Raw genomic sequence first — 17,692 nt, 5'->3', positions numbered from 1 at the left:
CGAAGATCTCAGGGAGGAGACAGGATGAAAATGTTGACCAAACTGGCAGGGGCCGCGGCACTTGGCGCGCTGCTCGCCGGAGGCGCCATGGCCGAAGGGCTCTACGCGCCGAACCTCGCCTACCGGACCGGGCCCTTTGCCGCCACCGGCATTCCGCTGATGAACGGGCAGAAGGATTACATGGAGTTGATGAACGCCCGCGACGGCGGCATCGGCGGCATCGCCATCGACTTCGACGAGTGCGAGACCGGCTATTCCACCGAGAAGGGGGTCGAGTGCTACGAGAAGACCAAGGGCAAGGCGATCGTGACCCAGCCCTGGTCCACGGGCATCACCCTGCAGGTGCTGCCGAAGACCAACGTTGACGAGATCCCGATCCTCGCGCCGGGCTACGGCTTTTCGCCCATGGCCGACGGCAAGGTGTTCCAGTGGGCGTTCAACACGCCGCTGAGCTATTGGGACGGGGCCTCGATCCTGATCAAGTACCTCGGCGCGCAGGGCGACCTGAAGGGCAAGAAGATTGCCTTCCTGCACCTCGACCACCCGTTCGGCAAGGAGCCGCTGCCCTTCCTCGAAGCCGCCGCCGAGGCGCAGGGCTTCGAGCTGCTGCCGATCCCGGTGGGTCTCAAGGAGATGCAGAACCAGTCGGCGCAATGGCTGCAGATCCGCCGCGAGCGTCCCGATTACGTGATCATGTGGGGCTGGGGCGCGATGAACGCCGGGGCGATCACCGAGGCGGTCAAGACCAAGTTCCCGATGGAGAACATGTTGGGCGTCTGGTGGGCCGGGCACGATGCCGACCTGAAAATCGTCGGCGACGCCGGCAAGGGCTACAAGTCCGTCAGCTGGTCCTTCCCGAACCCCGAGGCGCCGATCATGGCCGACCTGCAGAAATACGTGGTCGAGCCGGGCAACACCCAGAGCAACGCCGAGGAAATGTCGGGCGTGTTCTACTCGCGCGGGCTCGTCATCTCGATGATCCTCGGCGAGGGCATCCGGGTGGCGCAGGAGCACGCGGGCAAGGCCGAGATTTCGCCGGCCGACCTGCGCTGGGGCCTCGAGAACCTCGACATCACCGAGGCGCGTCTGGACGAGCTGGGAATGACCGGCATGGTGCCGCCCTTCTCGACCTCGTGTGACAACCACACCGGCCACTCCGGCGGCTGGATCCTCGAATGGGACGGCGAGAAATTCGTCAAGGCCTCGGATCTCATCATGCCGGATTCGGACATGATCACCCCGCTCGAGGAGAAGGCGGCGATGGAATACGCCGACGCCAACCAACCCTGGCCGGTGAACGACAGCTGCGGCGGCTGAGCTGACACCTCCGGCGGCGGCGCGGGTGTCGCCGCCGGATTTTGCGTATTTGGGAAGAGAAGAAGATGCTGGACGGAGTGCGAAGCGATTTGACCTCGGCCCGCGACGGCGCGGCGCGCGAGACGCTGCTCGAGGTCAACAACATCGAGGTGATCTACAACCACGTGATCCTCGTGCTGAAGGGCGTGTCGCTCTCGGTGCCTCAGGGCGGGATCACCGCGCTCTTGGGTGGCAACGGTGCGGGCAAGACAACGACGCTCAAGGCGATCTCGAACCTGCTGCAGTCCGAGCGCGGCGAGGTGACCAAGGGTACGATCTCCTATCGCGGCGAGCGGGTGCAGGACCTCGATCCGGCGGCGCTGGTCAAGCGCGGGGTGATCCAGGTGATGGAGGGGCGGCACTGCTTCGAGCACCTGACCGTGGAAGAGAACCTGATGACCGGCGCCTTCACCCGGCGCGACGGGAAAGCCGCGGTGTTGCGCGACCTCGAGATGGTCTACGAGTATTTCCCGCGGCTGAAGGAGCGGCGGAAGTCGCAGGCCGGCTATACCTCGGGCGGCGAGCAGCAGATGTGCGCCATTGGCCGCGCGCTGATGTCGCGCCCGGAGATGGTGCTGCTGGACGAGCCCTCGATGGGGCTGGCGCCGCAGCTGGTCGAGCAGATCTTCGAGATCGTGAAGGCGGTCAACGAGGGCGAGGGGGTCTCGTTCCTGCTGGCCGAGCAGAACACCAACGTGGCGCTGCGTTATGCGCACTACGGCTACATCCTCGAAAACGGCCGGGTGGTGATGGACGGGCCGGCGCAGGCGCTCCGCGAGAACCCGGACGTCAAGGAATTCTACCTCGGCATGTCGGATGAGGGGCGCAAGTCGTTCCGCGACGTGCGCTCCTACCGCCGCCGCAAGCGGTGGCTGGCGTGAATGCGCGCCTTCCTTGCCTTGCCGCTGCCCGAGCCGCTGATCCCCCCGCTGCTGGCGGTGCAGGAGGCTCTGCCGGTCGGGCGGGCGGTGCCCGAGGAGAATCTGCACGTGACGCTCGCCTTCCTCGGCGAAGTGGAGGAGGCGGAGCTGCAGGAGTTGCACCTCGAGCTGGAGGGGCAGGCGCTGCCGGGCTGCCGGTTGCGGGTGACCGGGCTGGAGAGTTTCGGCGGGCGCGCCCCCAGGCTCCTGGCGGCGGAGATCGCGTCCGAGCCGGGGCTGCTCGCCCTGCACGGGCGCGTGGTGCGGGCCTGCCGCGCGACGGGGATCCAACTCGAGCGGCGGCGGTTCCGTCCGCATGTGACATTGACGCGCTTCGGCGCGGGGCTGCGCGGCGAGGCGCTGGCGCGGTTTGAGCGGGGGGTGGCGGGGCAGGTTGCGCTCGCCACCGGGGCAGAGGCGGCCGAGGAGCTGCGGCTTGTCGCCTCGACGCTGAGCCCCGAGGGGGCGATCTACGAGACATTGGCGGCCTATGCGCTGCCACTCCCGTCCGGGGATGCCGGGGGCGGGGCAGGATAGGACTGGGCTGGAAGGGAGGCTCGGATGAGCGGTTACTACGACGATCTGGAGACACGCAGCGCGGCGGAGCGGGCCGCGGCGCTGGCCGAGGCGCTGCCGGAGCAGATCGCCCGGGCGCAGGCGCTGCCGGGATATGCGGAGCTGTTGGCGGAGGTCGACGCGGCAAGCGTCACCACGCGCGACGCGCTGGCGGCCCTGCCGGTGCTGCGCAAGTCCGAGCTCGGCCGCGCGCAGAAGAGCGCCGCGCCCTTCGGCGGTTTCACCACGCGGCCCGCACCGGGTTTTGCCCATGTCTTCCAGTCGCCGGGGCCGATCTACGAGCCGGGCGGAATGGAACACGACTGGTGGCGGCTCGGGCGTTTCCTGCATGCCGCCGGTATCGGTGCGGGCGACATCGTGCAGAACTGCTTCGGCTACCACCTGACGCCCGCAGGGATGATCTTCGAAAGCGGCGCGCGGGCGGTCGGCGCAGCGGTGCTGCCCGCTGGCACCGGCCAGACCGAATTGCAGGTGCAGGCGGCGGCGGACGTGGGGGTGACGGCCTATGCCGGCACGCCCGACTACCTGAAGATCATCCTCGACAAGGCCGAGGCCATGGGCGTCGCGCTGGGGATCACCAAGGCCGCGGTCTCGGGCGGGGCGCTCTTCCCGTCGCTGCGGGAGTTCTACGCGGCGCGCGGCATCGCCTGCCTGCAGTGCTATGCCACCGCCGATCTGGGGCTCATCGCCTATGAGACGCCAAGCATGGAGGGGATGATCGTCGACGAGCGGGTGATCGTCGAGATCGTCACCCCCGGCACGGGCGATCCGGTTCCCGAAGGCGAGGTCGGCGAGGTCGTGGTCACCACGCTCAACCCCGACTACCCGCTGATCCGCTTCGCGACCGGCGACATGTCGGCCGTGCTGCCGGGGATGAGCCCCTGCGGGCGCTCGAACATGCGGATCAAGGGCTGGATGGGGCGCGCCGATCAGACCACCAAGATCAAGGGCATGTTCGTGCGCCCCGAGCAGGTGGCGGCGCTGGTCGCGCGCCATGCCGAGATCGGCCGGGCGCGGGTCGTCGCCAGCCGCGAGGGCGAGATGGATGTGATGACCGTGCGGATCGAGACCTCGGGGCAGGGCGGCGCGCCGGATGCCGGGGCCTTCGAGGCGAGCGTCGCCGAGCTTCTGAAGCTCAAGGGCAAGGTTGAACTGGTGGCGCCGGGCGGGCTGCCGCGCGACGGCGTGGTGATCGAGGACGCGCGGAGCTACGAATGAGGGCGGCGCACCTTTCCCCGAAGAGAGGTGCGAAATCCTTCGAGGGGATTTGCGTTCAGCGCAGCAGGGAGGAGTAGAGCAGCAGGCCCCAGGGCTCCAGCGCCTTGTGGACCTGCGCCCAGCCGGTGCCGAAGGTGATCGGGTCGATCCTTGCGGCCTGCGCGATCTCGCTCAGGCTGCGGTGCCCGTCGATCCCGGCGAGCAGCGGGGCGGTGCCCTTGGGCAGTGTCAGCGTGGTCTGAACGCCACCCATCTTCACCGGCAACGGGCGTCCCTGCGCCACGGCCTTCGCCAGCGCGGCGCGCTGCACGCCGCGCAGGTGCGGGACCAGCTTGCGATCCGAGGGCGCGGCCCTGGTGTTCTGCGCCTCGGCGGGCACGGCGTAGGCGGTGTGCATTCGGATGGTGCCGCGCAGCTTTTCCGCCGTGGCCATCTGGGTGGCCGCGTCCATGCCCTCGGGCACCTCGGTGATCTGCGCCAGATCGTAGAGCGCGGGGGTGGTGAAGCCGGCAAGCTGCCAGCCTGTCCGCTCCAGCGTCTCGAGAAGCTCGGGCACCGCGTAGCTGCGATCCTGCCCGTGCAGCAGCAGGTCGTAGAACCCCGCATCCGAGGCGTGGTGATCGCCGAGGTTGCGGTTGGCGCCAAAGGGGTGGCCTTCGGGCAAATCGGCGACGAGACGCTGCGCGCGGGCGAGGCGCTGCTGCGGCGGGAGCCCCTCGAAGAGCGCACCAAAGGCCTCCTGCAGCGGGTAGACGCCGGAGCGCCCATAGGGCGCGTAGACCATGAAGCCGAGACCCCCGCCGGGGGCGAGGGCGGCGCGTAGGGCGGCAAAGCCCGCCTCGGGCTCGGGCAGGTGGTGCAGGACGCCGCAGCAGTCGATGTAGTCGAACGTGCCGTACTCCGCCGCGTCCAGAAGGCTGGCGGTATGGAAGGCGATACCGCTGAGGCCGCGGACCTCGGCCCGCGCCTCGGCCACCGCGCGCGAGGCGGTGGAGAGGTCGAGGTAGGTGATCTCGTAGGGCTTCTTCGCGGCGGTCAGCAGGGTGGCGAGCTGGATCAGACCGTCGCCGGTGCCGCCGCCAGCGACCAGCACCCGCAGCGGCCGCGACCAGTCGCGGTTGCCGCGCCAGAGCCAATGGTCCATCTCCAGCGGGTGCGAAGGGGAGCCCGTGATCAACCGGGTCTTCTCGTCCTTCGGGTCACGCTCGGGATAGGGGTAGCTTTCGTATTGCTCTTTGACCGTGACCATGCGCTCTCCCCTGTCTCGCGGAAGTTCTGGCACGGTCGGTCATAAAGGCCAACCCTCAGCGTGACTTGCGGGCGATCTCGAGCCGGGTTTCGAGCAGCGCCATGTCCTTTATGAGACGCCGGCGTCGGTCACGGTCGGCGGTCTCGCGCAGCTCCTCGCGCAGGGCGGCAAGCTCGCGGGTGAGCGCCACAGCCTGCGGCACGGCGCCATTGTCCTTGAGGATGCGAGTCAGCACCGCGTTCTCGGGATCATCACACTCGGGCAGCGGCTTTCCTGCGCCCGGCAGGTTGTCGAAGGCGCCCTCGGCCTCGGCCTTGGCAATGCGAGCGTTGATCAGGTCGATGAGCGGGTGATCCATGGCGAGGATAGGGGCGTTGGCCGGATTGTGAGCGGAACGGGGCGAGCATAGCGCGGTGTCCGGCGCGGAGAAAGGGGGGGCGCTTGGCCCGGCTCCGCGCCGGTGCCGCTCAGGGCTTCTTCTTCATCGCGTCCAGAAGCGCCGCGCCGAGTGCGCCCTGTCCGCCGCCCGAGCCGCCTTTCGGCCCGGCGCTCATCGGCCCGCGCGGGGTGTTACCGCCGCGGCCTCCGCCTGTTCCGCCTTTGCCGCGTGGGCCCTTGTCGGGCGCAGCGCGCCGCTCCTGCGCGGCCTCGCGGCCCGCGCCGTCCTTGCGCATGGAAAGACCAATGCGCTTGCGCGGCACGTCGACCTCGGTCACCCGCACCTTCACCACGTCGCCGGCCTTCACCACCTCATGCGGGTCCTTGACGAAGCGGTCCGCAAGCTGGCTGACGTGCACCAGCCCATCCTGATGCACGCCGATGTCGACGAAGGCACCAAAGGCCGCGACATTGGTCACCGTGCCCTCGAGCATCATGCCGGGGCGCAGGTCGGTGATCTCTTCGACGCCATCGGTGAAGCTGGCGGTGACGAAGTCGGGGCGCGGGTCGCGGCCGGGTTTTTCCAGCTCCGACAGGATGTCGCGCACGGTCGGAAGACCGAAGGCGCCGTCGACGAACGCCTCGGCGCGCAGGCCCTTGAGCGCCTGCGGCTGGCCCATGATCTGGCGAATGTCACGGCCGCAGGCGGCGACGATCTTGCGCGCGACGCCATAGGCTTCTGGGTGCACCGAGGAGGCATCCAGCGGCTCGATGCCGTCGCGGATGCGCAGGAAGCCGGCGCATTGCTCGAAGGCCTTCGGCCCCAGTCCGGCAACCTTCAAGAGCGCCTTGCGAGAGGGGAAGGCGCCGGTGCTGTCGCGGTGGCTGACGATGGATTGCGCCAGCGACGGGCCGAGGCCCGCGACATGGGCGAGCAGCGGAGCGGAGGCGGTGTTGAGATCGACGCCGACGGCGTTCACCGCGTCCTCGACCACCGCTTCCAGCGTCTGTGCCAGTTTGCGCTGGTCGACGTCGTGCTGGTATTGCCCGACGCCGATGCTCTGCGGTTCGATCTTCACCAGCTCGGCCAGCGGGTCCTGCAGGCGGCGGGCGATCGACACGGCACCCCGCAGCGAGACGTCGAGATCGGGGAATTCCTTGGCCGCGGTCTCCGAGGCCGAGTAGACCGAGGCGCCGGCTTCCGAGACCACCACCTTGGTCGGCTTCTTCACCGCGGCGGGCAGCAGCTTCAGCACGTCGCCGACAAGGCGCTCGGTCTCGCGACTGGCAGTGCCGTTGCCGATGGCGATGAGCTCGATCTTGTGGCGGGAGATCAGCTCCATCAGCGTGGCGGTGGCGCCGCGCGTGTCGTTCTTGGGCTGGAAGGGGTAGATCGTCGCGGTGTCTAGCAGCTTGCCGGTTGCGTCCACCACGGCGCATTTCACGCCCGTCCGGATGCCCGGGTCGAGGCCCAGCGTCGCTTTGCTCCCGGCGGGGGCGGCGAGCAGCAGGTCCTTGAGGTTGCGGGCAAAGACGTTGATCGCCTCTTCATGGGCGCGGCGGCGCAGCTCGGTCATCAGGTCGACGTACATGGAAAGGCTCAGCTTCACCCGCCATGTCCAGTCGGCGACGCCGCGCAGCCACCGGTCGCCGGGGGCGTCGCTGTGGATGCCGATTGCGCTGGCCACGATGTCCTCGCCGCGGCGGGTCGAGACCTCGGGATCGGGCGCGATGTCGACTGTCACCACCTCTTCCTTCGAGGCGCGCAGGATCGCCAGCGCGCGGTGCGATGGAATATCGGCCCATTTCTCGCGATGGTCGAAATAGTCGGAGAACTTGGCCCCCTCCTGCTCTTTGCCCGGCGCGACCTTGGCCGAGATGAACGCCTCGGCGCGCATGAACTCGCGCAGGCTGCCAAGGAGGGTCGCGTTCTCGGTCAGCTCTTCGCCGAGGATGTCGCGGGCGCCCTCCAGCGCGGCCTTCGCGTCGGTGACGCTCTCGCCGAGGTAGGTTTCGGCCAGCTTGGCGGGATCGGCGCCGCGGTCGGAGACGATTGCGCGAAGCAGCGGCTCGAGCCCGTTCTCGCGGGCGATCATCGCGCGGGTGCGGCGCTTGGGCTTGTAGGGCAGGTAGATGTCCTCGAGCGCGGCCTTGGTCTCGGCACCGGCGATGGATTTCTCAAGCGCATCGGTGAGCTTTCCCTGCTCCTTGATCGAGTCGCGGATCGAGACTCGGCGGGCTTCCAGCTCCCGCAGGTAGGTGAGGCGCTCGGCGAGATTGCGCAGCTGCGTGTCGTCGAGACCGCCGGTAACTTCCTTCCGGTAGCGCGCCACGAAGGGCACCGTGGCGCCGCCGTCGAGCAGCTCGACCGCCGCCGTCACCTGTTTCGGACTGGCCTGGATTTCCCGGGCGATGGTGCTGGCGATACGGGTCTGGGTGTCCACGGGCTGGGTCAACACGGGGGCGGCCTCCTCTGGGTCTTCGAGAAGGCCGGTGTAGCCCCGCCGCGCGGCTGCGCCAAGAGGGCGCGTAAGGGGCGGCTGATCCTTGCGCGCCCCCGAACCTCGCGGCCTAGTGCACCGATCTTGCCCGCCCCGCCAGCCAGCGCTCGTAGTCGCGCTGCGCGCTTTCCAATGTCTCGACGTTCAGCGTGCGGGTGGTGAAGGCGCGCGACAGCGCCTTCACCCGCTTGTTGAGCGCCGGGCCGACGTCCTCGCCGTCCACGCCGAGCTTGTCGTAGAGCGAGAGCAGCCGGTTCTGCACGGTGCGCAGCGACATGCCGCGGCGCTCGGCGATCAGCTTGTCCTGCAGCCCCAGCGCCAGGTCCAGCAACACTGCGTATTCGCTGTCGTCGAGCGCGTTGCGCGGCGAGGCGCTGCGGCGCTGCAGGCGATGGATCTCGCGGTCGACCATGATCTGCCCCTCGAGCAGCACCGCCCGCAGCGCCAGTTTCAGCCGCTCGCGGGTGGCGGTCTTGAGCACGTAGCCATAGGCGCTGTCCTCGGGCACGATGCGGGAGATGCCGCGCAGATAGGCCTCGTCCGAATAGTTGGACCAGAAGAGGATGCGGGTGCCCGGGCGCTCGGCCCAGATCGCGCGCGCTGCCTCGATGCCGTTGCGGCCGTCCATCTGCAGGTCCATCACCACCGCCTCGATATGGGCCGAGCGGGCCTCGGCCTCGCCCGCCGCACCGTCGGTGGCGTGCAGCATCTCGGTCACCTCGGGCAGGGCCTCGGCGAGTGCGTCCTGCAGGTAGGACGCGTGGAACTGGTCATCCTCGACAAGCAGGACTTTCATAGGGGAAGGACTTTCATGCGGGGGTTTCCGGGAGGGTGACGGTGACGCGAGTGCCCGCGTCGGAGACGATTTCGAGATCCGCGCCGATGAGATGGGCGCGGGTGCGCAGGTGCGACAGGCCCGAACGGCGGCCAACTTCGGGGCCGATGCCGATGCCGTCGTCGCTGATTGAGATGCGGAGGCGGTCCTGCGGCTCCGAGCAGACGGTGACAAGGATGCGGTGCGCCCGGGCATGGCGGGCGGCGTTGTTGATCGCCTCCTGCGTGATACGAAAGAGCGCGGTGCGCGCAGTGGTGCCGAGCCGGTCGGGGGCGCCGTCGGTCTCGTCCTCGACATCCACCTCCACGGGCTCGGCACCCACGGCGCGCTCGAGATGCACCCGCACCGCGTGGGCGAAGCCGAAGAGATCGAGCAGGGTGGGCACTGCGGTGTCGATCAGCGCGCGCAGGTCGTCGATCGTGTCGGTCACGCGCTCGGCCAGCAAGTCGCGGTCGAGCGGCGCCTCGCCGGTCAGCTCGCGCAGGATGCGGGTGAGGTCGGCGAGCGTCTGGTCGTGCAGGTCCATGCCGATGCGCTGGCGCTCCTGCTCAAGGGTCTGCGTGAGTTCGAGCGCGCCCTGCCGCAGCCCCTCGGCCTGCTCCTGCGCCCGGGCGCGCAGCTGCGCCGCCTGGCTGGCCTTCGCCGCGCCGTGCAGCGCGTGGAACCACGGGGCGAGCAGATCGGCCAGCGCCTGCGCCAGCGGGACCTGCTCGGGGCCGTAGAACCCCTTGGTGCCATGCGAGAAATTGAGCGTGCCGGTGACCTTGCCCATGACTCGCAGCGGCACGGTGATCCGGGCCCGCAGCCGGTGATTCAGGATCGGCTCGCAGCAGGCGCCGGGGAAGGTCTGCTGCGGATCCTCCATGGCATTGGCCGAGAGCATTGCCGCGCTGCGCCCCTGCAGCACGTCGCGCACCGGCGAGTATTGCACCCGGGTGCGGCGCTGCGACCAGCGGGTCTCGATCCCGGCCTCGTAACTGACCACCCAGCCCGGGGTGTCGTGCAGGCAGATGTCGACATGGCTGAAGGGCAGCAAGGTGGCGATCTCGGGTGCGACGGCGGTGAGCGCCGAGCCGATCTCGACCTCGGTCGAGAGCCGTGCGGACATGCGCTCGAAGACCTCGGTCGAGTCCCCGGCGTGGCCAATTGGCGCGCCCGAAGGCGCGCGGCGCGCGCGCACGGCCGCGGCCATCTGCGGTGAATTCATGATCCCTCCCCACGCGCCTCCTCTTGCGCGTCTCCGCAAGATGACGCGTCTTGCCGAAGAAGAAAACACCCTTTCCCGCAGAGGACATGCGGAAACCCGCAGCCGATCTGCGGGGTGCACACTTTACGCGCGGCTTCCGTCACGGCAGCATGACCAAGCCCGTGGAGGACGGGCATCCAGTGAGCGCCCGGAATAGGGCGATGGGAGGGAGAATGACCAAGACAATGATGCTGCTCGGCGCGGCCGGGCTTGCCGTGGCGGCGAGCGGTGCGCTAGCTGACACCTCGGGCAAGCGCATCGCGCTGTCCAACAACTATGCGGGCAACTCCTGGCGGCAGGCAATGCTGCAGACCTTCGAGGAGGTCGGCGGCAAGGCCGTGGAAGAGGGCGTGGTCGGGGCGGCGGATGCCTATACCACCTCCGAGAACCAGGCCACGGAGCAGGCCGCGCAGATCCAGAACATGATCCTGCAGGGCTATGACGCGATCATACTAAATGCCGCCTCGCCGACGGCGTTGAACGGCGCCGTGGAAGAGGCCTGCAACGCCGGTGTCACCGTGGTCAGTTTCGACGGCATCGTCACCGCGCCCTGCGCCTGGCGCATCGCGGTGGACTTCAAGCAGATGGGCAAGGAGCAGGTCGAATACCTTGCGACCCGCCTGCCCGAGGGCGGCAACCTGCTCGAGATCCGCGGCCTTGCGGGGGTCTTCGTGGATGACGAGATCCACGCGGGCATCGAGGAAGGCGTCGCCGAGAACGGGCAGTTCAAGATCGTCGGCTCGGTGCACGGGGACTGGGCGCAGGATGTGGCGCAGAAGGCCGTCGCGGGCGTGCTGCCCTCGCTGCCCGAGGTGGTCGGCGTGGTGACCCAGGGCGGCGACGGCTACGGCGCGGCGCAGGCCTTCAAGGCCGCTGGCCGCGACACGCCGCTGATCGTGCTCGGCAACCGCCAGGACGAGATGCAGTGGTGGGCCGACCAGCGCGACGCCAATGGCTACGAGACGCTCTCGCTGTCGATCGCACCGGGCGTGGCCTCGCTGGCCTTCTGGGTGGCGCAGCAGATCCTCGACGGCGCCGAGGTGCCCAAGGATCTGACTGTGCCCTTCCTCAAGGTGACGCAGGACACGCTGGACGAGGCGCTGGAAACCACCCCCGAGGGCTCGGTCGCCAACACCGTCTACTCGCTCGACGACGCCAAGGGCGTCATCTCCGGGGCCATGTAAGTACCCATGACCATCGCAGCCGAACCGGCTGCGCCGATCGTCGCCCTGACCGGGGCCGCCAAGCACTTTGGTCCGGTCAGGGCGCTCGACGGCGTGAGCCTGTCCATCTCTCCCGGGGATTGCCTCGGCCTCGTCGGCCACAATGGCGCCGGGAAATCCACGCTTGTGAATGTGGTCAATGGCGGGCTCTCGCCCTCCGCCGGCTCCGTCGACTTTCCGGCTTCCGGGGCGACAACGGCGCTGGCCGCGGGGGTTCGCTCGGTGTTCCAGGAACTTTCGCTCTGCCCGAACCTGACGGTGGCCGAGAACCTGCGCATCTCGCATTCCGCCCTCAGGGGCATGAACTGGCGCGCGCCCGCGCGGGCCGAGATCCGCGCCGCGCTGGATGAGGTCTTCCCGGGCCACGGCATCGACGCCGACGCGACGGTCGACGCGCTCAGCATCGCCGAGCGGCAGATGGTCGAGATTGCCATCGGTTTCGCCCCGCGCGGCACCGAGGCACGGCTGGTGATCCTCGACGAGCCCACCTCGTCGCTCGATGCCGGCATCGCCGAACAGCTGCTCTCCCACATCAAACGGTTCTGCGCACAGGGCGGCGCGGTGATCTTCATCTCTCACATGCTGGGCGAGATCTTCGAGGTGGCGACCCGTATCCTCGTGATGAAGGATGGCAAGGTGGTCGCCGAACGCGCTGCCGGCGGCTTCACCCGGCAGGGGCTGGTCGATGCCATGGGCCATGTCGCCACCGAGGCCGCCGCCGCGCAGGCCGCGCGGGTGCATGGCGAGGAAGTTCTGCACACGCCGGAAGGCCTGCGCGCCCGGAAGGGCGAGATCGTCGGCCTTTCGGGGCTGGCGGGCCACGGGCAGGCCGAGGCATTGGCCCGGCTCTACCTCGGTGCCACCTCGTCGTGGCGCAGTCCGCGCGAGGCGGGCATGGTCTTTGTCGCCGGGGACCGGGGACGCGACGGCTTGCTGCCGCTCTGGTCGATCCTGCGCAATACCTCGATCTCGATCCTGCCCCAGATCGCGAAACGCGGCCTCGTCGATCGCGACAGGGAGGCCGCCGTCGCCGCCGAGTGGAAAAAGCGCATCGGCATCCGCACCGACGACGTGACCAACCCCATCCTGTCGCTCTCGGGCGGCAACCAGCAGAAAGTGCTCTTTGCACGCGCGCTCGCCTCCTCCGCTCCGGTGGTGGTGATGGACGATCCGATGCGCGGGGTCGACGTGGGCACCAAGCAGGACGTCTATGCCATGATCCGCGCCGAGGCCGCCAAGGGCCGCACCTTCCTGTGGTATTCGACCGAGACCGAGGAGGTCTGCCAGTGCGACCGGGTCTTCGTGTTCCGCAATAGCGAGATTTCCGCCGAGCTGACCGGCGAGGCGATCACCGAGGAGCGCATCCTCGAGGCCTCCTTCGAGATGGAAGGGGCCTGAATGGGTTTCTTTGCAAGATACCGTATCCTGCTGCCTGTGGTCTCGTTGGCGGTGCTGCTGGCGGCCACATTCTACATGCAGCCGCGGGCGATGAGCTACTTCGGCATCAACCTGCTCTTCAACCTCGCGGTGCCGATCGCGCTGGCGACCATCGCGCAGATGATGATCATCATGGTCAACGACATCGACCTGTCGCTCGGGGCCTTCGTGTCGCTGGTGGCCTGCATCACCGCGACCTTCCTGAACGACAGCCCGATGCTCGGGGCGCTGATCCTGCTGGCGCTGGTGCTGTGCTACGCGGCCTTGGGCGCGGTGATCCACGCGCTCGAGCTTCCGGCCATCGTGGTGACGCTGGGCATGTCCTTCGTCTGGGGCGGGCTGGCGCTGTTCATCCTGCCGTCGCCAGGAGGCAGCAGCCCTGGTTGGCTGCGCACGCTGATGACCGTCAAGCCACCCTACATCCCCATGGCCGTCTGCGCCTCGGTGATCATTGCCGTGGTGACCCACCTGCTGGTGATCCGCTCCGGCCTCGGCACGGTGCTGCGCGGCGTCGGCGGCAACGCCCGCTCGGTGCAGCGCGCGGGCTGGCCGGTGGTGCGGCTCAAGGCGCTGGCCTACGGGCTGGCCGGGCTCTTCGGGGTCTTCGCGGGAATGGCGCTGGTCGGGCTCACGACCTCTGCCGATGCCAATATCGCTCTGCGCTACACGCTCTTGTCCATCGCGGGGGTGATCCTCGGCGGCGGCGAGTTCACCGGGGGCAAGGTCAGCCCGGTCGGCGCCGTCATCGGCGCGCTGACGCTGACGCTCGCCGCCTCCTTCCTGAGCTTCCTGCGGCTCTCGCCCGATTGGCAGATCGGCGCGCAGGGGGCGATCCTGATCCTTGTCCTGACGGCGCGGCTGCTCTTCACACGCCGCGACGCGCAGGCATGAAGAGGCGCGCATGAAACTCATCTCGAAACCTTGGATCTGGTCCTGGGTCGCCGCCGCCGCCGCCTTTGCGCTGACCGTGGCGCTGACCGGGGGGGCGCGGGGCCGGAGAGCTGGCCTATGCCGCGCTCAGTTTCGGCGCCTTCGCCGCCATCGTCGGGCTCGGGCAGATGCTGGTGATCACGCTGGGGCCGGGCAACGTCGACCTGTCCATTCCGGCGACGATGACGCTTTCGGGCACCTTGGCGCTGAAGGCGATGGGCTCGGATCCGGGCACCGCGTGGATGGGGCTCGGCGTGGCGGTGCTCGTGGGCCTCGGCACGGGGCTTGCCAACTTCGCGCTCATTTACCTGCTGCGGCTGCCGCCGATCATTGCGACGCTCGCCGCGTCGCTCATCTACCAGTCGCTGGCGATCTGGTCGAACCGTGGCCTGCGGATCAAGCCGCCCGCGGGGTTGGCGGAGTTCGCCACCGGTCGCACCATGGGCATTCCCAACGTGGCGCTGGTCGGCCTGGGCCTGTCGATCCTGATATGGTTGCTGCTCGAGCGCTCGGTCTGGGGGCGCTGGCTGCTGGCCTCGGGGCAGAACCTGCGCGCCGCGCGGCTTGCAGGCGTGCCGGTCGAGGCGGTGCGCGCCGCCACCTACCTCGCTGTCACCGTCTTTGCCGCCATCGCCGGCTACCTGCTGGCCAGCTTCTCGGGCGGCGCGGCGCTCAACATGGGGGCCGAGTACCTGCTGATGTCGATCGCCGTGGTGGTCATCGGCGGCACCTCGATCGCCGGGGGCAGCTCCAACGTGCCCGGCGTCTGGGGCGCCTCGCTCTTCATGTTCCTCGTCGTCTCCATGCTCAACTCCTACGGCGCCGGTGCCGGGGTTCGCATGGTGCTGACCGGTCTCATCATCATTGGCATCGTCATTGCCGCCAGCACGAGGAGGGTCCAGAGATGATCCGCACGCCCGAGCATCTGGAGATCCGCGACGAGCGCTTCCGCCGGCTCGTCCACCCGATGGGCAAGCTCGAGCAGCTCTGCACCGGCTTCACCTGGACCGAGGGGCCGGTGTGGTTCGGCGACCGGAATGCGCTGATCTTCTCCGAGATCCCCTCGCAGACGATGTACCAATGGACCGAGGGGCAGGGGCTCAGCGTCTTCCGCGAGCAGAGCCAGTTCAACAACGGCAACACCCGCGATCCCGGGGGGGCGGCTGGTGGGCTGTAGGCATGGGACGCGTGACGTGGTGCGGACCGAGTATGACGGCTCGCTTAAGGTGCTGGCCTCCGAGCACGAGGGCAGGCGGCTCAATTCGCCGAACGACGTGGTGGTGAGCTCCGACGGCGCCGTGTGGTTCACCGATCCGACCTACGGCATCATCTCGAACTTCGAGGGCAACCGCGCCGAGCCCGAGCAATCCGCCCGCCATGTCTTCCGCATCGCGCCCGAGGGCGGCGCGCCGGTGCCGGTGATCTCGGACTTCGCGCAGCCCAACGGGCTCTGCTTCTCGTCCGACGAGCGGCTGCTCTATGTCGCCGAGAGCGGATCGAGCCATGACGACAGCGTGCCTTCGGTGATCCGCAAGTACGCGGTTGAAGGCGGCAGGCTGACCCCGCTCGGGGATTTCGCCACGCTCGACTGCGGGCTGCCCGATGGGATGCGCTGCGACATCGAGGGCAACCTGTGGTCTTCGGCCGGGGACGGGGTGCATTGCTTCGCGCCGGACGGCACGCTGCTGGGCAAGATCCTCGTGCCCGAGGTGGTCGCCAACCTCTGCTTCGGCGGGACGGATGGGCAGCGGATGTACATCACCGCGACCAGCTCGGTCTACCGCGTCTTCGTGGATGTGAAGGGCGCCGAGCCCTGGACCCGCAGCCATCGCTGAGACCGCGCGGCCTTTCCGGGCCGCGCAGGTTCCCGCCCGCCTGTCAAAAACCCGTGTCCGTGTTTCTTGGAACACAGGCCGGGGCCCTCCCGTTGCTTGTCCAGAGGCGCCGAACCGGCGCCGGATTGTAAGACAGATGGAAGGAGGCACCCCATGACTGCCATCGATAAGGCCAAAATCCTGATCATTGCCACCAATGGTTTCGAACAGTCGGAACTGGAATTCCCCCGCGACCAGCTGCGCATGAAGGGCGCCGAGGTCCACGTGGCCACGCTCGACGGCCAGCGGATCAAGGGCTGGGAGGGTGCCGACTGGGGCCGCGAGGCCGAGGCCGACGCCAAGATCTCCGAGATCAACTCTCATGATTACGACGCGCTGGTGATCCCGGGCGGCCAGATCAATCCCGACCTGCTGCGGGTCGAACCCGCGGTCATCAACCTCGTCAAGGATTTCCACAACGAGGGCAAGGTCATTGCCGCCGTCTGCCATGCGCCTTGGGTGCTGGTCGAGGCGGGCATCGTGAAGGGCCGCGAGGTCACCTCTTACCACTCGGTGAAGACCGACGTGGTGAACGCGGGTGGCCATTGGGTCGATGAGCCGGTGGCCTGCGACAAGGGCATCGTCACCAGCCGTAAACCGGACGACCTGAAGGACTTCGTGGCGAAGATCGTCGAGGAGATCGAGGAAGGTCAGCACAACCGCAAGGCCGCGTAACCTTCCGTGGTGGCTTTGCGAAGACTGGCCGCGCCGGGCTTCCGGCGCGGTCTTTTGTGACATGCGCTGCACCGAAGGAGAATAAGGCGTTCTGTTCCCATTTGATGTCGATTGTGCAGGATCCTAGGGCGGGGCGGGCACCTCGGTCCCGCCGTTCCTGGGGCGGAAACACTCTTGCCGCAGATTTTACCTCTCGGTTTCGGTGTCACGTACAGTGCGCGGTAAAACCCCGATATTGTCCCCGCTCTGTCCAAGTCCTGCCCCAATCCGGGGGGATACCGGATCGTGAAGAACGTTTACGAGGTGACGGGTATGGATCGGCTGACCGAAATGGAGGCCTTTGCCACCGTGGTGGACCAGGGTGGTTTCACCGACGCGGCAAAGAAGATGGGGATTTCGAAATCGGCCGTGTCGAAACATGTCTCCTCGCTGGAGGCCCGTCTCGGCGCACGGCTGCTGAACCGCACGACGCGCCGCGTGTCACCGACCGAGATCGGCCTTGCCTATTACGACCGTGCCCGGCGGGTGCTGAACGACGCCGGAGAGGCCGACGCGCTGGTCACCTCGATGCAATCCGCGCCCTCGGGGCTGCTTCGCATTTCTGTCGCCACGGATTTCGGCGTGAACCATCTTAGCCCGGTGCTGGGCGAGTTCCTCGCCGAGTTCCCTGACATCACCGTCAACATGGTGCTCAACAACCGTTACGTCGAGCTGATCTCGGAAGGCTTCGACATGGCGGTGCGGATCGGGGAGTTGGAGGACAGCACGCTCCGTGCCCGCAAGCTGACCGACACGACCAAACGCATGATCGCCTCGCCGAACTACTTCCAGCGCTTCGGGCGCCCGCAGCGGATCGACGATCTGAACGAGCACAAGCTGCTGCATTATTCCAACCAATCCTCGGGCAACGTCTGGAAGGTGACCGCGCCCTCGGGCGAGAAGCGGCAGGTGCGCACCGCGGGCTGGCTGTCGGTCAACGACGGGCAATCGCTGCTCAACGCCTGCATCGCCGGGCTCGGTATCGCCTACCTGCCGTCCTACCTCTACGCGGATGCGATGAAGCAGGGGCTGGTCGAGGATGCGATCCCCGATCTGCCGGTCGAAACACAGGGCATCTATGCCGTCTACCCGCCGGGCCGCTTTACCCAGCCGAAGGTCCGCGCCTTCATCGATTTCCTCGTGCATGCCTTCGCAGAGAAGGGCCCGCACGACTGGTGACCTTGTTTTCCTCGGGCTGAGATCATCAACGGCCCACCTGCGCCCCGGTTCGTCAC

The 17,692-nt window shown here is 68.1% G+C and carries 17 protein-coding genes; 12 read left to right on the top strand and 5 right to left on the bottom strand.

The features are described from left to right. Nucleotides 1-24: 24 nt before the first annotated feature. The 4 genes from CLG85_RS15920 (at nucleotide 25) to CLG85_RS15905 (ending at nucleotide 4,070) form a co-directional block, all read left to right on the top strand. Nucleotides 25-1,317: an ABC transporter substrate-binding protein gene (locus CLG85_RS15920; protein WP_095880620.1), complete on the top strand. Its 1,293-nt coding sequence runs from the start codon at nucleotides 25-27 to the stop codon at nucleotides 1,315-1,317. Nucleotides 1,318-1,382: 65 nt separating this feature from the next. Then, complete coding sequence (locus CLG85_RS15915; RefSeq protein ID WP_260349577.1) at nucleotides 1,383-2,237, top strand: ABC transporter ATP-binding protein; 855 nt, start codon at nucleotides 1,383-1,385, stop codon at nucleotides 2,235-2,237. Next, nucleotides 2,238-2,813: an RNA 2',3'-cyclic phosphodiesterase gene (gene thpR / locus CLG85_RS15910; protein WP_260349576.1), complete on the top strand. Its 576-nt coding sequence runs from the start codon at nucleotides 2,238-2,240 to the stop codon at nucleotides 2,811-2,813. A 24-nt stretch (nucleotides 2,814-2,837) separates the two neighbouring features. Further along, nucleotides 2,838-4,070, top strand: a complete 1,233-nt coding sequence (locus CLG85_RS15905) for a phenylacetate--CoA ligase family protein (RefSeq protein ID WP_224845070.1) — start codon at nucleotides 2,838-2,840, stop codon at nucleotides 4,068-4,070. Between the two features lie 55 nt (nucleotides 4,071-4,125). On the opposite strand, the gene CLG85_RS15900 is transcribed toward CLG85_RS15905, so the two are convergent. From CLG85_RS15900 to CLG85_RS15880, 5 genes are all read right to left on the bottom strand, one after another. After that, nucleotides 4,126-5,319: a class I SAM-dependent methyltransferase gene (locus CLG85_RS15900; RefSeq protein WP_095883149.1), complete on the bottom strand. Its 1,194-nt coding sequence runs from the start codon at nucleotides 5,317-5,319 to the stop codon at nucleotides 4,126-4,128. Nucleotides 5,320-5,374: 55 nt separating this feature from the next. Then, complete coding sequence (locus CLG85_RS15895) at nucleotides 5,375-5,677, bottom strand: DnaJ family domain-containing protein (RefSeq protein ID WP_095883150.1); 303 nt, start codon at nucleotides 5,675-5,677, stop codon at nucleotides 5,375-5,377. Nucleotides 5,678-5,786: 109 nt separating this feature from the next. Next, nucleotides 5,787-8,156 carry a Tex family protein gene (locus CLG85_RS15890; protein WP_375796930.1) on the bottom strand — a complete coding sequence of 790 codons (2,370 nt, stop codon included), beginning with the start codon at nucleotides 8,154-8,156 and terminating at the stop codon, nucleotides 5,787-5,789. A gap of 112 nt (nucleotides 8,157-8,268) precedes the next feature. Beyond that, entirely contained in the window at nucleotides 8,269-8,994 is a 726-nt protein-coding gene (locus CLG85_RS15885) for a response regulator transcription factor (RefSeq protein WP_095883863.1), read from the bottom strand. Nucleotides 8,995-9,007: 13 nt separating this feature from the next. After that, the gene (locus CLG85_RS15880) at nucleotides 9,008-10,240 is read right to left on the bottom strand and encodes a sensor histidine kinase (RefSeq protein ID WP_260349575.1); all 1,233 of its coding nucleotides are present in this window, start codon (nucleotides 10,238-10,240) and stop codon (nucleotides 9,008-9,010) included. 212 nt (nucleotides 10,241-10,452) lie between these two features. Here CLG85_RS15880 and CLG85_RS15875 point away from each other — a divergent pair, with 212 nt between their 5' ends. The 8 genes from CLG85_RS15875 to CLG85_RS15840 all read left to right on the top strand — a co-directional run bounded on the left by CLG85_RS15875 (nucleotide 10,453) and on the right by CLG85_RS15840 (nucleotide 17,636). Further along, nucleotides 10,453-11,463, top strand: coding sequence for an ABC transporter substrate-binding protein (locus CLG85_RS15875; RefSeq protein WP_095881506.1), 1,011 nt, complete (start codon nucleotides 10,453-10,455; stop codon nucleotides 11,461-11,463). A 6-nt stretch (nucleotides 11,464-11,469) separates the two neighbouring features. Further along, nucleotides 11,470-12,900 (top strand): sugar ABC transporter ATP-binding protein, encoded by a 1,431-nt coding sequence (locus tag CLG85_RS15870; protein WP_095881507.1) that lies wholly within the window; start codon nucleotides 11,470-11,472, stop codon nucleotides 12,898-12,900. Further along, a complete protein-coding gene (locus CLG85_RS15865; RefSeq protein ID WP_095881508.1) occupies nucleotides 12,901-13,830 on the top strand; it encodes an ABC transporter permease in 930 nt (309 codons plus the stop codon). 167 nt (nucleotides 13,831-13,997) lie between these two features. Further along, nucleotides 13,998-14,777: an ABC transporter permease gene (locus CLG85_RS15860; RefSeq protein ID WP_260349573.1), complete on the top strand. Its 780-nt coding sequence runs from the start codon at nucleotides 13,998-14,000 to the stop codon at nucleotides 14,775-14,777. Next, the gene (locus CLG85_RS15855) at nucleotides 14,774-15,046 is read left to right on the top strand and encodes an SMP-30/gluconolactonase/LRE family protein (RefSeq protein ID WP_260349572.1); all 273 of its coding nucleotides are present in this window, start codon (nucleotides 14,774-14,776) and stop codon (nucleotides 15,044-15,046) included. Before CLG85_RS15860 ends, CLG85_RS15855 begins: the two co-directional genes overlap by 4 nt. Continuing rightward, entirely contained in the window at nucleotides 15,036-15,704 is a 669-nt protein-coding gene (locus CLG85_RS15850) for an SMP-30/gluconolactonase/LRE family protein (protein ID WP_260349571.1), read from the top strand. Before CLG85_RS15855 ends, CLG85_RS15850 begins: the two co-directional genes overlap by 11 nt. Nucleotides 15,705-15,857: 153 nt before the next feature. Continuing rightward, nucleotides 15,858-16,418 carry a type 1 glutamine amidotransferase domain-containing protein gene (locus tag CLG85_RS15845; RefSeq protein WP_095881511.1) on the top strand — a complete coding sequence of 187 codons (561 nt, stop codon included), beginning with the start codon at nucleotides 15,858-15,860 and terminating at the stop codon, nucleotides 16,416-16,418. 312 nt (nucleotides 16,419-16,730) lie between these two features. Further along, nucleotides 16,731-17,636, top strand: coding sequence for a LysR family transcriptional regulator (locus CLG85_RS15840; RefSeq protein WP_092420218.1), 906 nt, complete (start codon nucleotides 16,731-16,733; stop codon nucleotides 17,634-17,636). The last annotated feature ends 56 nt before the right edge of the window (nucleotides 17,637-17,692 follow it).

The sequence above is a fragment of the Alloyangia mangrovi genome, assembly GCF_002300555.2.
In the GTDB taxonomy this organism is placed as follows: domain Bacteria; phylum Pseudomonadota; class Alphaproteobacteria; order Rhodobacterales; family Rhodobacteraceae; genus Salipiger; species Salipiger mangrovi.
Note: the sequence above shows the minus strand (reverse complement) of the source record. Positions and strands in the feature narration are given on the sequence as shown.

Bases quoted from the DNA above. Each gene is read 5' to 3' on its own strand.
- CLG85_RS15920 (WP_095880620.1), top strand. From the start codon at position 25: ATGAAAATGTTGACCAAACTGGCAGGGGCCGCGGCACTTGGCGCGCTG.
- CLG85_RS15915 (WP_260349577.1), top strand. From the start codon at position 1,383: ATGCTGGACGGAGTGCGAAGCGATTTGACCTCGGCCCGCGACGGCGCG.
- thpR (WP_260349576.1), top strand. From the start codon at position 2,238: ATGCGCGCCTTCCTTGCCTTGCCGCTGCCCGAGCCGCTGATCCCCCCG.
- CLG85_RS15905 (WP_224845070.1), top strand. From the start codon at position 2,838: ATGAGCGGTTACTACGACGATCTGGAGACACGCAGCGCGGCGGAGCGG.
- CLG85_RS15900 (WP_095883149.1), bottom strand. From the start codon at position 5,319: ATGGTCACGGTCAAAGAGCAATACGAAAGCTACCCCTATCCCGAGCGT.
- CLG85_RS15895 (WP_095883150.1), bottom strand. From the start codon at position 5,677: ATGGATCACCCGCTCATCGACCTGATCAACGCTCGCATTGCCAAGGCC.
- CLG85_RS15885 (WP_095883863.1), bottom strand. From the start codon at position 8,994: ATGAAAGTCCTGCTTGTCGAGGATGACCAGTTCCACGCGTCCTACCTG.
- CLG85_RS15880 (WP_260349575.1), bottom strand. From the start codon at position 10,240: ATGAATTCACCGCAGATGGCCGCGGCCGTGCGCGCGCGCCGCGCGCCT.
- CLG85_RS15875 (WP_095881506.1), top strand. From the start codon at position 10,453: ATGACCAAGACAATGATGCTGCTCGGCGCGGCCGGGCTTGCCGTGGCG.
- CLG85_RS15870 (WP_095881507.1), top strand. From the start codon at position 11,470: ATGACCATCGCAGCCGAACCGGCTGCGCCGATCGTCGCCCTGACCGGG.
- CLG85_RS15865 (WP_095881508.1), top strand. From the start codon at position 12,901: ATGGGTTTCTTTGCAAGATACCGTATCCTGCTGCCTGTGGTCTCGTTG.
- CLG85_RS15860 (WP_260349573.1), top strand. From the start codon at position 13,998: ATGCTGGTGATCACGCTGGGGCCGGGCAACGTCGACCTGTCCATTCCG.
- CLG85_RS15855 (WP_260349572.1), top strand. From the start codon at position 14,774: ATGATCCGCACGCCCGAGCATCTGGAGATCCGCGACGAGCGCTTCCGC.
- CLG85_RS15845 (WP_095881511.1), top strand. From the start codon at position 15,858: ATGACTGCCATCGATAAGGCCAAAATCCTGATCATTGCCACCAATGGT.
- CLG85_RS15840 (WP_092420218.1), top strand. From the start codon at position 16,731: ATGGATCGGCTGACCGAAATGGAGGCCTTTGCCACCGTGGTGGACCAG.